Origin of the sequence: Streptomyces venezuelae, assembly GCF_008642315.1 — a bacterium.
In the GTDB taxonomy this organism is placed as follows: domain Bacteria; phylum Actinomycetota; class Actinomycetes; order Streptomycetales; family Streptomycetaceae; genus Streptomyces; species Streptomyces venezuelae_D.
In genome coordinates, this window is record NZ_CP029192.1 from 3,488,410 (window position 1) to 3,502,846 (window position 14,437).

Annotated in this window: 12 protein-coding genes; 7 read left to right on the forward strand and 5 right to left on the reverse strand. The window is 70.9% G+C overall.

All coding sequences use genetic code 11. The annotated features are described in order from the left end of the window. Positions 1-462 precede the first annotated feature (462 nt). Both DEJ48_RS14750 and DEJ48_RS14755 read left to right on the forward strand, forming a co-directional pair. Complete coding sequence (locus DEJ48_RS14750; RefSeq protein WP_317850915.1) at positions 463-1,857, forward strand: pentapeptide repeat-containing protein; 1,395 nt, start codon at positions 463-465, stop codon at positions 1,855-1,857. A 25-nt stretch (positions 1,858-1,882) separates the two neighbouring features. Beyond that, positions 1,883-2,911, forward strand: coding sequence for a hypothetical protein (locus DEJ48_RS14755; RefSeq protein ID WP_150216559.1), 1,029 nt, complete (start codon positions 1,883-1,885; stop codon positions 2,909-2,911). Between the two features lie 359 nt (positions 2,912-3,270). On the opposite strand, the gene DEJ48_RS14760 is transcribed toward DEJ48_RS14755, so the two are convergent. From DEJ48_RS14760 to DEJ48_RS14775, 4 genes are read right to left on the reverse strand one after another with little or no spacing between them, the layout of a single operon-like run. Then, a complete protein-coding gene (locus DEJ48_RS14760) occupies positions 3,271-4,380 on the reverse strand; it encodes a hypothetical protein (protein WP_150216560.1) in 1,110 nt (369 codons plus the stop codon). 38 nt (positions 4,381-4,418) lie between these two features. After that, positions 4,419-5,372, reverse strand: coding sequence for an N-acetylneuraminate synthase family protein (locus DEJ48_RS14765; RefSeq protein ID WP_190537411.1), 954 nt, complete (start codon positions 5,370-5,372; stop codon positions 4,419-4,421). A gap of 13 nt (positions 5,373-5,385) precedes the next feature. Then, positions 5,386-6,702, reverse strand: coding sequence for an N-acylneuraminate cytidylyltransferase (locus tag DEJ48_RS14770; RefSeq protein WP_150216561.1), 1,317 nt, complete (start codon positions 6,700-6,702; stop codon positions 5,386-5,388). Between the two features lie 26 nt (positions 6,703-6,728). Next, positions 6,729-8,078, reverse strand: coding sequence for a DUF6716 putative glycosyltransferase (locus tag DEJ48_RS14775; protein ID WP_150216562.1), 1,350 nt, complete (start codon positions 8,076-8,078; stop codon positions 6,729-6,731). Between the two features lie 198 nt (positions 8,079-8,276). On the opposite strand from DEJ48_RS14775, the gene DEJ48_RS14780 reads away from it, so the two are divergent. From DEJ48_RS14780 to DEJ48_RS14790, 3 genes are read left to right on the forward strand one after another with little or no spacing between them, the layout of a single operon-like run. Next, a complete protein-coding gene (locus tag DEJ48_RS14780; protein ID WP_150216563.1) occupies positions 8,277-9,254 on the forward strand; it encodes a glycosyltransferase family 2 protein in 978 nt (325 codons plus the stop codon). Next, complete coding sequence (locus DEJ48_RS14785; RefSeq protein ID WP_150216564.1) at positions 9,254-10,630, forward strand: polysialyltransferase family glycosyltransferase; 1,377 nt, start codon at positions 9,254-9,256, stop codon at positions 10,628-10,630. Before DEJ48_RS14780 ends, DEJ48_RS14785 begins: the two co-directional genes overlap by 1 nt. Then, on the forward strand, positions 10,627-11,805 hold the full coding sequence (locus DEJ48_RS14790; protein WP_150216565.1) for an acyltransferase family protein: 1,179 nt from the start codon (positions 10,627-10,629) through the stop codon (positions 11,803-11,805). The genes DEJ48_RS14785 and DEJ48_RS14790 overlap by 4 nt, the downstream gene beginning before the upstream one ends. Here DEJ48_RS14790 and DEJ48_RS14795 read toward each other — a convergent pair. Continuing rightward, on the reverse strand, positions 11,771-12,451 hold the full coding sequence (locus tag DEJ48_RS14795; protein ID WP_150216566.1) for a TetR/AcrR family transcriptional regulator C-terminal domain-containing protein: 681 nt from the start codon (positions 12,449-12,451) through the stop codon (positions 11,771-11,773). The genes DEJ48_RS14790 and DEJ48_RS14795 overlap by 35 nt on opposite strands. A gap of 29 nt (positions 12,452-12,480) precedes the next feature. Between DEJ48_RS14795 and DEJ48_RS14800 the strand changes: the two genes are divergently transcribed. Together DEJ48_RS14800 and DEJ48_RS14805 are read left to right on the forward strand one after the other, a co-directional pair. Next, positions 12,481-13,935 carry an FAD-dependent monooxygenase gene (locus tag DEJ48_RS14800; RefSeq protein ID WP_150216567.1) on the forward strand — a complete coding sequence of 485 codons (1,455 nt, stop codon included), beginning with the start codon at positions 12,481-12,483 and terminating at the stop codon, positions 13,933-13,935. Positions 13,936-13,969: 34 nt separating this feature from the next. Next, complete coding sequence (locus DEJ48_RS14805) at positions 13,970-14,437, forward strand: MarR family winged helix-turn-helix transcriptional regulator (protein ID WP_150216568.1); 468 nt, start codon at positions 13,970-13,972, stop codon at positions 14,435-14,437.

A 14,437-nucleotide genomic window follows, 5' to 3' on the forward strand; every position in this document is an offset into this window, starting at 1 on the left:
AGAGGCCGCATCTGGAAAGCGGCGTTGTTGGCTGCGCCCGCGGCTCTTGTCACGGTGCTCGTGGCTACCGTGACAAGGCCGCCTTGAACAGCGGCGGTTGAGGATCACGGACGTCATACACCGAGCCCGAGTCTCCCGTCGGGTCGAGGAAAGCGGCCGCCCATCCCTTGGCGCCGACGTAGAGCACGACGTCCCCTGTTGCCGACTGCCCCGGCCTATATGTCCTGTTGAGCTGTGCGAAACCCTTGGTGTCACCCTGCCGGTTCGCCTCCGTCGGAGGGTGTTCTGCGTTCTCCCACGCCACAAGGACGGACGAGGAATCCCCCGGCTCCTCACCCGTGTTCTTCACGGTGAGGCGGATGACACTGCAGGACCGTGACGGCTCCCCTCAGTTCACGCGCCACGGCGAGGATGCCAGAGCCCCCTCGAGATGGGGCGAATGGCCTGCGCCTGGGTGGAACCGTGGGCGATCCTGCGGGGGTGATGGGCAATCTGATGCGGCGGGAGCGCCGCGGGCTGCGTCTGTGGAACGTCGGCCTGGTCCTGGCCCTGGTCTTCGTCGGCGCGCTCACCGTCGCCGGCGCCGTTTTCCTCACCGGATGGGAGCTGCTTGGTGCCCGGGGGCTCAAGCACGAGCGGCGGATCGACTCCAAGACTCTCTTCGATCTGGTGAAGCTCGCCTTCGGTGTCGTGGCCGGTGCCGGTGCTCTCGTTGCTCTGGTCGTCGCCTACCGCCGCCAGCGCGTCGACGAGGACGGCGCCCGACGCGAAGCCACCCGCCTGCACACCGAACGCTTCACCACAGCTGTCTCCCAACTCGGCGACGACTCCGCCGCCGTACGCCTCGGCGGCGTCCACGCACTGGCCGGACTCGCCGACGACGCCCCCACCAACCATCTGCGCCAAACCTGCATCGACGTGCTGTGCGCCTACCTGCGCCTGCCCTACACCGCCGAGACCGACCTTCCAGAGGACGCAACGGCGCGGCACGCGTACCAAGCCTCACGCGAGGTGCGACACACCATCATCCGCATCATCCGCGACCACACCGCACTCGGCCCTGAAGACTTCCCCGCCTCCTGGCAGGGCTACGACCTCGACTTCACCGGAGTCGTCTTCGACGGCGGCGACTTCACCGGCGCGGTATTCGCCGCCGGGGCCACGGTCTCTTTCCGGGGAGCGGATTTCTCCAGCGGGACAGTCTCCTTTCGGGAGGCGGAGTTCGCCGGCGGCACGGTCGGTTTCCAAAGCGCGGGGTTCTCCGGCGGCACGGTCGACTTCGGCGGGACACTGTTCTCCGGTGGCCACGTCTACTTCGGCCGAGCGCGGTTCTCCGACGGCCAGGTCCACTTCGGCCGGGCTGAGTTCTGCGGCGCCACGGTCGGCTTCGGCCAAGCGGAGTTTTCCGGGGGCACGGTTGATTTCCGGGGAACACCGTTCTCCGGCGGCACGGTCTACTTCGACCAGGCGGAGTTCACCGGCAGCCGGGTCTGCTTCGATCTGGCGCGGTTCGCGGGCAGCGAGGTCGGCTTCGACCTGGCACGTTTCTTGGGCGGCGAGGTCGGCTTCGGGCAGGCGCAGTTTTCCGGCGGCAGGGTCGACTTCGACCACGCTGAGTTCACCGGCGGCACAGTTGGCTTCGAAGGGGCACGGTTCTCCGGCGGCCGGACAGACTTCGGAGGAGTGCAGTTTTCCAGCGGTGCGGTGAACTTCCGCAGGGCGCGGTTCTCCGGCGGCACGGTCGACTTCTCCGGTTCTGGAGGACCTGCGCCAAGGAGCCTGCTGCCAGTGATGAGAAGACTGCCGCTGCCGGACGGCCTGCGCGTCCCCGCGCGATGGCACCCGTCGGCGCCCTGACGGGCCCGCGGTCCCCGGTCCCGGCATGAGGGTGATCGGCGTGCGGTCCCCGGAGCAGCTTGGCGCTCTGTTGGCCGTCGACCGGGATTTCCAGCTCGCCTTCGTCGACCTGGACTACCAAAAGGAATCACGCAGGTCAGGGCTGGCCGCGCTGGAGGAGTGCGGCAAGGCAGGCGTGCCCGCCGCCATCATCACCTCTGACGGCGAGCAGAACCGGCTCCTGCACCTGCTGGCCGCGTTCGACTTCTACCCGGACACCATCACGTTGCTGTCCAAGAACAACGATGCCGAGAAGGACTGGCGCGACATCGCCACTGCTGTCGCCTACGGCCATCATCCGAACCCGAAGGCATCACACAGGTTCCGGCCTCCACGCCGTGGTACTTCCTGGATCAACAGTCTCGTTCCAAAGGCGGAAGATCTTGCGCTGTGGCATGCGGCAGCGACTTACGACCGGCACGCGACGATCATGCAGGCGACCGGCATCAAGTCGCGCATGCTGTCGAAGTTCTTGGAGGAAGCAGCGAAAGCCGTGCACCGGGTGCAGCACGAGTTCTTCGACGTCGCGCTCCCTGAGGACGAGCCGGAGGGGGGAAGCCGCAACAAGCCCCTGCAGGTGGTGACCGGATTCGCGCAGACCTATGCCCGGTTCTTCGGCGACCCGGACGTCGAGCGTCTGGTGAACGAGTGGTGGGGGAACGAGGGGCGGGAGGGGAGCCAAGGGAGTGCGGCGGGTGCCGGTGGCGGGGTGGCCGGCCGTGACGATGACGGTGCTGCCCCTCATGTTCGGCCTGTGCCAAGGGAGGTGGGAGATGCGTGCTGGTCTGTACACCCGTGCGCAGATGCTGTCCCCGACGAAGATCTGGCACCAGATCGTCGTCTACCCGCTGCTGACCTATCTGGTCGGCAGCGCGCTGCTGAGAGGCGTGACGTCAGGCGACGAAATCCCGCTGCGGTGGCTGGCACGAGCCGCGATGATGGGCGGTCTTCTGTTCTGGGCGGTGGCCGACGCCTACGATCGCCGCCATCCACGACCGGGCCATCCCCCCTATGACTGGCGCCGGTTGAGGTCTCTGGCCTCCATGGATGCGATGGTTCGCGCCTCCGCCCGCCAACCCTGCTCCCGTGCCTCGCGAGAAAGCTCCACCAAGGACGCGAATATACGCTCCTGAACAGGCAAAACACTGAATGCCCACCATTTCCTGGTCCGCCATCGTGTTCATGGAAGCGATCCACCGACCAGGCGGGGTGTGCGGCATCACGTTCGCGGTAGCCGTGCGGGAGGCATGGCGACGCAAGCAGAAGTGATCTTCTACTCGATGCTCGGCGCGGTGATGTCGGTGGCCGACGCAGGTCGGTCCCGGCCGACGGCTCACCGGTTGCCGGACGGGCACATGCGGCCCTTCTCCTGGATCACGCCGGTGCCGTGTGCCGTACCGAGGTCAGGCGGTGTACGTCCCGTGCCGTTCCCGTCACGCCCGACAGGAAGCCCTGGGCGCGCGGGGACGCCGTCTCCGTGAGCCAGGCCGGGTCGATGTCGCAGACCGCCACCTTGACCTCCGTGCCCGCGAGGGCCAGGGGCAGGGTGTGGACGACAGTCGAGGGGAAGCTGAGGATCGTACGGCCGATGGGGCCGCGGCGGGCGATGAGTTCCAGGGGGAGGTCCGGGCGGACCACCTGGAGGCCCGTCTCGACCGCGAGCCGGTGGAGTTTCTCCGCGCTCTCGCGGCGGTGGGCGAAGTAACGGGTCGCGCCGTGGGCGCGGGAGAGCGCGATGACCGCTTCGATGTAGCGGTCGGGGTCCACCACGCCCGTCTCCACCAAGGACGTGCCGACCAGGTCGGAGCCGCGTGTGAGTCTCGGCGGGCCGAAGCGTTCCCTCGTCCAGGCGAAGGCGTTGGGCGTGACCCGTACGCCGTCCGGTGCGTCATCGATCGGCATGGAGGAGAAGACCTCGACCGTGCGCGTACCGCCGGGGGTGAGGCGTCGGCGCGCCGACGCCGAGACCGGGGCGAAGAGCAGGTCGCGGGGGCCCGGCCGGCCGCCCTTGCGGTGCCAGCGCTGGAGGCGCTCGCCGCGGGCCAGCTGGGCGATGAACTCCATCGTGGCCGTGCCGTCGTCGACGACGACCAGGGAGCGGGCCCGGGTGATCGTCAGCATGAGTTGTACGTAGCGGGAGAACGGGTCGCCGATGACGACCCGGTCGGCCCGCCGCAGGGCGCCCGCGAGGCCGCCCACCGTGTGGAAGGGCGCCGACGCGCCGCCGCGCGCCTCCTCCCACCTGACCTCGATTCCCTCGTCGCGGGCGAGCTGCGCCATGCGGCGGAGCTGACCGCGGGTCATCGGGTCGTTCGGGGAGAGGACGACGACGGTGAGGCCCCCGGCCGGACCCGTCGCGGCCGCCGCGTGCGCCCACTCCAGGACGTTCAGCAGCTGGACCGGGCTCTCCACGAAGGCGAGCGTGGAGTCCGCCCCTTCCGGGGCGGCTGTGGTGTCGGCGGCTCGGCCGGCGCGGGGGCTCATCGTCGTGTGTCCGTCTCCCGTTAATGCGGACCGCGTGTTCAGACCGCGACCGGCTCGGTGTCCGCGGCGGTCTCGGCCTCGGCCACGACGCCCGCGACGCGGCGCAGCTTCTTCATCGGGCCGAGCTCGGACTCGTAGACCTTCTTGACGCCGTCGCCGAGGGACGCCTCGATGGTGCGGATGTCGCGGACGAGGCGGGTCAGGCCCTGCGGCTCGACCGACGCGGCCTGGTCCGAGCCCCACATGGCGCGGTCGAGGGTGATGTGGCGCTCGACGAAGGTGGCTCCGAGGGCGACGGCGGCGAGCGTCGTCTGCAGGCCCGTCTCGTGGCCGGAGTAGCCGATCGGGACGTTCGGGTACTCGGCCTGGAGGGTGTTGATGACGCGGAGGTTGAGCTCCTCCGCCTGCGCCGGGTACGTCGACGTGGCGTGGCACATCAGGATGTTGTCGGAGCCGAGCACCTCCACCGCGTGGCGGATCTGCTTCGGGGTCGACATGCCCGTGGAGAGGATGATCGTGCGGCCCGTGGCGCGCAGGGCGCGGAGCAGCTCGTCGTCGGTGAGCGAGGCGGAGGCGACCTTGTGGGCGGGCAGGTCGAACTTCTCCAGGAAGGCGACGGCCTCGGTGTCCCACGGGGAGGCGAACCAGTCGATGCCGCGCTTGGCGCAGTGCTCGCTGATGGCCTGGTACTCGGACTCGCCGAACTCCACGCGGTGGCGGTAGTCGATGTACGTCATCCGGCCCCAGGGGGTGTCGCGCTCGATGTCCCACTGGTCGCGCGGGGTGCAGATCTCCGGGGTGCGCTTCTGGAACTTCACCGCGTCGCAGCCGGCGTCGGCGGCCACGTCGATGAGCGCGAACGCGTTCTCCAGGTCGCCGTTGTGGTTGATGCCGATCTCGCCGGTGATGTAGACGGGCTGACCGGGACCGGCCGTCTTCGAACCGAAGCGGCGGAGGCGGGAGTTGGCGCCGATGGAGGAGATGTTGCTCATGGCAGGAAATTCCTTAACTGTGGAGGGAGTCGAGAGAGGGGCCGAGGATCCAGGTGGCGATCTCTCGGATCGCGCCCTCACCACCGGGGACGGTGGTGACCGCGCGTGCGGCGCCGCGTACGACGTCGTGGGCGCTCGCGACCGCCACGGGCCAGCCCACGAGGGCGAAGCACGGGAGGTCATTGACGTCGTTTCCGACGTAGAGCACGCGCTCGGGAGCGATGCCCTGCTCCTCGCACCACTGCTTCAGTGCGAGGTCTTTCCGGTCGATGCCGTGCAGCACGGGAAGCTTCAGCTTCCTGGCGCGCGCGGCGACGACCGGGTTCTGTTCCGTGGACAGGATCAGCATGTTCAGGCCGCTCCTGCGGAGGGCCGCGATGCCGAGTCCGTCGCCGCGGTGCACGGAGACGAACTCCCGTCCCTCGGAGTCGATCAGCACCCTGTCGTCGGTCTGGGTGCCGTCGAAGTCGAGGACGACCGCGTCGATGTCGGCGGCGGTCGGGAGGGCTGCGTCGCCCGCGGCGGGGTCCGCGTCGAAGAGCGGGGCGAGCGCGCGGGCCCGGGCGAGGTCGTGCGGGTCGTCGACCTCAAGGACGCGGGCCGGGTCGGTGCGGACGGGTTCGGTGCGTCCGAAGAAGCGGTGCTTCTCGGTGCGGAATCCCGCCGCGTCCATGGCGTAGGCGGCGCCGGTCTCCAGGAGGTCCTGGGGGCGGTCCTGGCGGCGCGGGCGGAACGACTTGTCGTGGTTGACGCCGTAACCGCCGCCGGTGCGAGTGGAGTTGGCGAGCGTGGTGGTGCCGCCGACGGTGCCGGTGCGGCGCGCTTCCAGGGCCGCGCCGTCCTCCGTGGCGTCGTCCGCCGCGTCGCGCCAGATGAAGCCGTGGAAGGGCGCCACCGTGACGGCGGTGTCGGCGCCGTGCTCGGCGACCGCGGAGACCACGCCGTCGACGTCCTCGCAGGTGAGGAAGGGGCTGGTGCACTGCACGAGCAGGACGACGTCCACGGTCTCGCCGTGCAGCGCCTCGTGGGCGTCCATGGCGTGCAGCACGGCGGCCTCGCTGGTCGCGGTGTCCCCGGCGATCGCGGCAGGGCGCAGGACCACTTCGGCGCCGGCGTGCCGGGCGGCCTCGGCGATCACGTGGTCGTCGGTGGAGACGACGACGTCGGTGACGAGCCGGGCGGCCAGGCAGGCGTGGATGGCGCGGGCCACCAGCGGCACACCGCCGACGGGGGCGAGGTTCTTGGCGGGCACGCCCTTGGAGCCGCCGCGGGCGGGGATGACGGCGAGCACGCGGCGGGCCTGCGTACCTGCTGGGCCGGGGTGGGACATGGGGGCTCCTTGGAGGGGGTGAGGGCTCACAGCTCGCCCATCCGGCGGATGACGGGGGCCACGCGCTGCACTCCGTGGCGGTACGCGCCGCGGGCGGCGCGGCGCACGATCTGCCGTACGGGGCCGGGGTCCTTGTCGCCCGTGGGGGCGCCCGGCAGCGGCGCACCGTCGGGGCCGAGGTGGTGGCGGGCGAGGATGCCGGGCAGATAGCCGCCGGCCGTGGCGGGCGTGTAGTACGGCGCGAGGGGCGGGAGGCCGCTCGCGGCCGCGGTGTCGAGCAGGTCGGCGACCCGTTCCCGTGCCGCGTCGAAGGCGTTCTCGTACGCACCGTCGGCGGCGACGCCCTGCCGTGCCAGCCACCGCTCGTCGGGCACGGGCAGGTGGCCCGCGTCGAGCTGGTCCCAGGAGGCGAGGCATCCCGATCCGGTGAAGTGGTGGTTGCCGAGCGCCTCGCGCACCCCGAGGTCGGTGAGGACCGCGGTGGGGATGCGGCGGTGCAGGGATTCGAGCGCGGCCGTGGAGCTGACGGTGACCAGGAGGTCGGTGCGGTCCAGGACCTCGCCCATGTGCCCGTACACGAGGCGGCAGTTGGCGGGGAGTCCGCCGTCCAGGCGCTGCGACAGCTTCTGGTAGGGCAGTTCCTCGATGTGCGTGGTGTGCTCGCCGGGCTTGCTGCGCAGCTTGAGCAGCACCTCGCGGTCGGGGTGCAGCCGGGCGTGCTCGGCGAGGCGGCGCAGCAGGTAGGTGCGGTGCGCGGCGGTCTCGGGGACGGAGGGCTGGGCGGCGAAGACGACCGTGTAGGGGTCCTGCCCGTCGCGCTCCTCCCGCTTCTCGTACGGCGCTCCGCCGAGGAACGGCAGCGCGGCCTCCGTCACCGCGGACGCGTCGGCGCCCACTCCCTCGTACACCGCGCGGAAGCGCTCCGCGTCCTGCCGGGAGTTGGCGAGGACGACGTCGGCGCCGTGCCGCAGGAGCAGGCCGTCGGCGAGCTTCTCGTAGACGACGCCGACGTAGCCGGTGACGACGACGGAGCGGCGCGCCGGGCCGCCCGTGAGGCGGGCGTCCTGCGTGACGCGGGCGAGTCCGTGCAGGACCGCCTGGACCGCCCCGCCCACCAGGGCGAGCACGATCACGTCGGGTGCGTCCCGCTCCATCTCGCGCAGGAACTCGACGGCGGTGACCTCGCGCAGCGCATCGGCGCGCACGCCCACCTCTTCGAGCTGCCGGGGGGTGGGTGTGGCCCGGCCGCGGAGCAGGAAGCCGCTGAGCCGACTGTCCGATACGATGCGGTTCGCGGTGAGAGCGCCCCATTTCCATCGCGTATCGGAGTCGGCGAGCACGGCGACCCGCAGCGGGTTTCGATGACTTCCTTGCACGTCCCAGACGCTAGGAAGGCATTTCGATTCGCGGCCCAACTCAGGTGCAACAAACGGTTAACAGCACGCCGACGAATGGCGAATCAGCCCGGGAAATGTCTTCTCGGCGGCCTGGTTAACCATTCCGCCACACGTCGTTCACCTGCCATACCGCTGCGGGTCGACCCGAATGACGGGCCGACACCTAACGTCACCCACGTGGTTAAGCTCTCCGTCATCGTGCCGTTCTACAACGTGCAGCAATACGCGCCCGACACTCTGAGGAGTCTGCGTGCGAACGCACGTGACGACTTCGAATTCATTCTCGTCGACGACTGCTCGCGCGACGAGACTCCGGACATCCTGGAGCGTGCGGCGCGCGAGCTTCCCGGCGCCGTCCACCTCCGCCATGAGACGAACGGGGGCCTCGCGACCGCCCGCAACACGGGCCTCGACGCGGCCCGCGGCGAGTACCTGACCTTCCTGGACGGCGACGACTGGCTCGCGCCCGGGTACTACGCGCAACTCGTCGACGCCATCGAGGAGTTGGGCTGCGACTTCGTCCGCACCGACCATGTCCAGTGCACCGCGCGGGCCCGCACCGTGCACCGCGTGCCGCACGGCAGGCGCGGCGTCGTGATGAGCCCGCGCGACGTGATCCTGCCCGCCGACCGCTCGACCTCCGTCGACTACGCGTACGCCTGGGCCGGCATCTACCACCGCAGGCTCGCCGACGCGGGACTGCTCCACTTCACCGACGGTCTGCGCACCGCCGAGGACAGGCCGTGGATCTGGCGGCTGCACCGCGAGGCGGAATCCTTCGCCGCGGTCGGTCTTCTCGGTGTGTTCTACCGGCGCGGTGTCGCCTCTTCGCTGACCCAGATCGGTGACGTGCGCCAGCTCGATTTCATCAAGGCATTCGACCAGGTCGTACAGGAAACAGCGGCGGACCGGGACGCGGACGAACTCCTGCCGAAGGCCGTGCGCACATACTGTGCGATCATCTCCCACCATTTGGGATCCATCGAAAGGTTCGAGCCACCCGTGGCGCGGAAATTGAAGTCAATGAGTGCGGCCGCACTGAAGCGGATGCCGCAGGGCGTTCTCGACGACGCGCTCGACTCCATGGACCTCCAGCGGGCGACGCGGCTGCGCAGGCTGCGGCGGCGCCCGGTGTCGGCGGAGGTGGCCGCGTAATGGCGTCCCCCCGTACGACGCAGATCTTCCTCGCGTCCACCCTGTACGGCGCCGCGACGCTCGCCGCCGCCCTGGACGCCGACCGCTTCGGGCCCGCCGACCGGCGGATCCTCCTGGTCAGCAACAACGCGGCGACGCCCGAGACGACGACGCCCCTCGACGAGACGCCGGGCTTTGAGCGGCTGCGCGGCCGGTTCGACGAGGTGCGCTCCTGGAACGAGGCCATCTCCCCTTTCCACCCGGGCGGCTGGGCCCCGCGCGGCGACGACGTCGTGCTCTGGGAGCGCTACGTACGGATGCTGTGGGACCTCGGTGACGACGCGGTCGAGCTGGCCGTCGAGTCCATCCAGGTCAACCCGGCGCTCGCGCTCGCGCAGATCTTCACGGGCGTCCCCGTGGACGTCTACGCCGACGGCCTGATGAGTTACGGCCCCACCCGCAACAAGATCGACCCGCTGGTCGGCACGCGCGTGCGGCGCCTGCTCCACCTGGACCTGGTGCCGGGGCTCACCCCGCTCCTGCTCACCGAGTTCGGCGTCGCCCCCGAGGTCGTACCGACCGAGGCGTTCCTGAAGGTGCTCGCCGAACTCGCCGAGGACGAACAGGAATTGCCGGGGCTCCCGGAGTTCCCGGAGGGCGAGGCGCCCGTCCTCGTCCTCGGCCAGTACCTCTCCGCGCTCTCCATCCTCACCGCGGAGGAAGAGGAGGAGCTGCACATCCGGATGGTGCGCGGCGCCGCCTCGCTCGGCCACACGCACGTGGTGTTCAAGCCCCACCCCACGGCGCCGGCCCGCTGGTCGCGCGCCCTGGAGAAGGAGGCGCGGACGATCGGCGTCGAGCTGACCGTGCTCGACTCGCCCGTGCTCGCCGAGGTGCTCTACCAGCGGATGCGGCCCGCGCTCGTCGTGGGCTGCTTCTCCACGGCGCTGCTCACGGCGTCCGCGCTGTACGGCCTGCCCGCCGCACGGACCGGCACAGACCTCCTCCTGGAGCGCCTCGCGCCCTACCAGAACAGCAACCGCGTCCCCGTCACGATCGTCGACGCGCTGCTGCCCGAGCTCACCGACGGGACGGCGGTCGCCGCGCAGGAGGCCGGCCTCGGCACCGGCGAGCTGACGAACCTCCTCAAGGCCGTCGGCTTCGCGATGCAGCCGCAGATCTATCCGCGGCTGCGCCCCGAGGCCGAGCGCTACCTCGCCCGGCACCTGGACGCCCACACCTGGCGCTACTTCAAGCGGCGCCGCCTCACCGCGCTCGCGCTGCCCGGAGCCGTGCCCTCGCAGCTCGCGTTCATCCCGCGCAACGCGGCCGTCCGGCGCGTCGCCCGCCGCGCCCGCTCCGTGCAGCGCTCCCTCAAGCGGACCGCGCTCGGATGACCACTCCCGGACCCACGCTCCCGAAGCTCATACCGGGGGCGGAACACGGCGCGGAGCACGTCTCCCGCACCGTCCCGGCCGCCGCCACCGGACCCGCCCGCGGCAAGCCGCGGCTGCGCGCCCTCGACGGGCTGCGGCTCGTCGCCGCGCTCATGGTCGCCGCGTACCACTACGGCGGCCGCGACGGAGAGATCACCGAGGCCTGGGGCAGCTCCCCCAAGGCGCAGTTCCCGACGGCGAGCGAATGGTTCGCGTACGGGTGCCTCGGCGTGCAGATCTTCTTCGTGATCAGCGGCTTCGTCATCTGCATGAGCGGCTGGGGCAGGCCCATGCGCTCGTTCTTCGCCTCCCGCGCGTCCCGGCTGCTGCCGTCGTACTGGGCGGCGATCGTCCTGGTGACAGCGGTCTTCGCGCTGCCCGCGGTGACGTACGCGGCGGTCTCGCCCAGCGACGCGCTGGTCAACCTCACCATGCTGCAGCAGCCGCTGGGCGTGGACCGGGTGCTCGGCGTGTGCTGGACGCTCTGGGCCGAGCTGCGCTTCTACGCGCTGTTCGCCCTGTGCGTGGTCATGCCCGGCGCGACCCGCGCGCGGGTGGTGCTGTTCTGCGCGGTGTGGACGCTGGCCGCGGCCGTGTCGGAGGCCGCGAACGAGCCGCTCCTCGACCTGGTCCTGATGCCCGAGTACGCGCCCTTCTTCGTCGGCGGCATCGGCATCTACCTGATCCACCGCGACCGCCGCGACCTCACGGCGTGGGGCATCACGGGCGTGAGCTGGCTGATCGGCCAGCACTACGCCGTCGACCGGCTCTGGCACGCGCCGAACCCGGAGTTCTTCTCCTACCGCTCCTCCGTCGGGATCATGGCGGTGATCACGGCCGGTTTCGTGGCGGTGCTGCTGATCGCCCTCGGGCATCTGCACTGGGCGAACTGGCGCTGGCTGACCGTGGCGGGCGCGCTGACGTACCCCTTCTACCTGGTGCACGAGCACCTGGGCTGGGTGACGGTCGAGGTGCTGCACCGGCACGTCGGCCTGCCGTCCTACGTGACGTTCGGCCTGACGATCGTCGCCATGCTGGTCCTCGCGTGGTTCCTGAACCGGTACGTCGAGGAGCGGCTGACCCCGCTGATCCGCAACGGACTCAACCGGAGTCCCGCCCCCGCTCCCCGGCGGTAGCGAGCGTCGCGCCGATCCCCGTCACGATCGCCGCGAGCCCTTCCTCGAAGCCGCGGTCGTGCGAGCGGAACATCACTTCGCCCGCCGCCGCGGCCAGCGGGTACGCGGCGAGGCGCTCGGCGCGCGCCGCGAGGTCGTAGCCGCCGTCGTCGCCCCGGCCGGGCCCCGGGCCGCCGGCCGCCTGCTCCTCGATGACGAACCCGATCGTGTAGCTGTACGCGGTGAACCAGGCGCGCGCGGCCGCGTCCGGCGCGAATCCCGCCCCGGCGAGGACCCGCAGATGGGCCTCCATCGGGGCCGCGTACGACAGGTCCGTGTAGTGCGTACCGCTGAAGACCTTCGCGCCGTCGCGGTAGCGCAGCAGGTGCGCGCGCATGCCCCGCATCGCGGCGGTGAGCGCGATCCGCCAGTCGGCGTCCGGCGTGGCGAGGAACTCCTCGCCCATCCGCCGCATCATCTCGGTCGCCATCTCGTCGAGCAGCGCCTGCTTGTCCTTGAAGTGCCAGTACAGGGCGGGTGCCTTCACGTCGAGGCGCTGGGCGATGCCGCGCAGCGTCAGCCCTTCGAGCCCCGTCTCGTTCAGCAGGTCGAGCGCGGTGCGCGCCACTCGGGTCCGGTCCAGCTTCGTCGTCGCCACCTTGACAATTTAACACCGTTAAGCGCAAGCTTCGAAGCATGGAACTTAACAACGTTAAGGAAACCACTGACACCGGTGTGCTCATCGTGGGCGCAGGCCCCACCGGCCTCGCCCTCGCCTGCGACCTGGCACGCCGCGACGTGCCCGCCCTGGTCGTCGAGCGCGCCCCCGTCCTCTTCCCCGGCTCGCGCGGCAAGGGACTGCAGCCCCGCACCCTGGAGGTCTTCGACGACCTCGGCGTCATCGGCGCGGTCCTCGCCTCGGGCGGCCGCATCCCCGTGGGCATGGTGTGGCGGGACGGCGAACGGCAGCGCGAGTACCGCATGTTCGACGAACCGGAGCCGACGGCCACCGCGCCGTACAGCACGCCGTGGATGCTCCCCCAGTGGCGCACGCAGGAGATCCTCCTGGCCCGCCTGCGGGAACTGGGCGGCGACGTCGCGTTCGGCACGGAGGTGACGGGCCTGGCCCAGGACGCGGACGGAGTGACCGCCCACCTCTCCACGGGGACCTCGGTGCGCGCCGCCTACGCCGTGGCGGCGGACGGGGGCCGCTCCTTCCTGCGCCGGGAGCTGGGCATCGCGATGTCCGGCGAGACCGTGGACCCGAACCCCGTCCTGGTGGCGGACGTCCGCATCCCCGCACTCGACCGCGACAACTGGCACATGTTCCCCGCGACCGACGACAGCGGCCTGATCACCGCGCTCTGCCCGCTGGCCGGCACGCACCACTTCCAGCTGACCGCACAGTTCCCGGCCGGGACGACGCCCGACCTCTCCCTCCGGGCCGTACGCGACCTCGTCGCCGCCCGCACCCATCTGACCGCGGACGACGTGACCGAACTCCGCTGGTCCTCCGACTTCCGGCCGCGCGCGGCGCTGGCGGACCGCTTCCGCGAGGGCCGCGTCCTGCTGGCCGGGGACGCGGCGCACGTCCACTCACCGGCGGGCGGCCAGGGCCTGAACACGAGCGTCCAGGACGCGTACAACCTGGGCTGGAAGCTGGGCGCGGTCCTCCGGCACGGCGCGCCGGAATCCCTCGTCGACACGTACGAGGAGGAGCGGCTGCCCAACGCCGCGCAGATGCTGGGCCTGTCCACCCGCATCCACCGCGGCGAGGCGCGTCGCGGGGCGGCCACCCGCCAGCTCGGCATCGGCTACCGCGAGAGCTCCCTGGCGGCGGAGACGCGCGAGGGCCTGTCGGAGGACGCATTGCGGGCGGGCGACCGGGCGCCGGACGGCCCGTGCGGGACGGAAACCCTCTTCGACGCGTTCCGGGGCCCGCACCACACGCTGCTCGCGGTGGGCACGGACGCGGAACTGCCGCCGCTGGACGAGAAGTCGGTGCGCTCCCGCACGATCCCGGCGTACGAGCCCTACGGGAAGGGTCTGTTCCTGATCCGCCCGGACGGTTACGTCGGGTGGGCGGGGACGGACGCGCGGGACGGCCTCACCGCGTACCTGGCCCGCTGCGGAGTCACCGCGATCGCTTGACCTCAAGTCCCCTTGAGGTCCTACGTTCGGGGGCATGACCGCATTCGCGTACTCCCACAGCGACCAGGACCTCCCCAACCAGCCCATCGGCTACTGGAGTTCCGCCGCCGGCGCGGCCGTCGTGAACCACATCCGCACGATGCTCGCCGAGATGGGCCTGACCCAGCCCCAGTGGTGGATCCTCAGCCAGCTCCTCCAGGCCCCCGAGGGCAGGCCCCGGAACGAGGTGGTGGCCGTCCTGAAGGGTTACCTGGAGGTCGGCGAGGGCGTCCTGGCGCACAGCATCGAGGCGCTGCACGACCGCGGCCTCGTCACCGAGGCGCCCGGAGGCCGCATCGCCCTCACCGACGAGGGCCGCGCCCTCCAGGCCCGCGTGGCCGAACGGCAGAAGGCCGTCCGCGCACAGATCCACGAGGGCATCACGGACGAGGACTACGTCCGCACCCTGAAGGTCCTGCAACGCATGATCCACAACGTGGGCGGCTCGGCCTGGCACCACTGA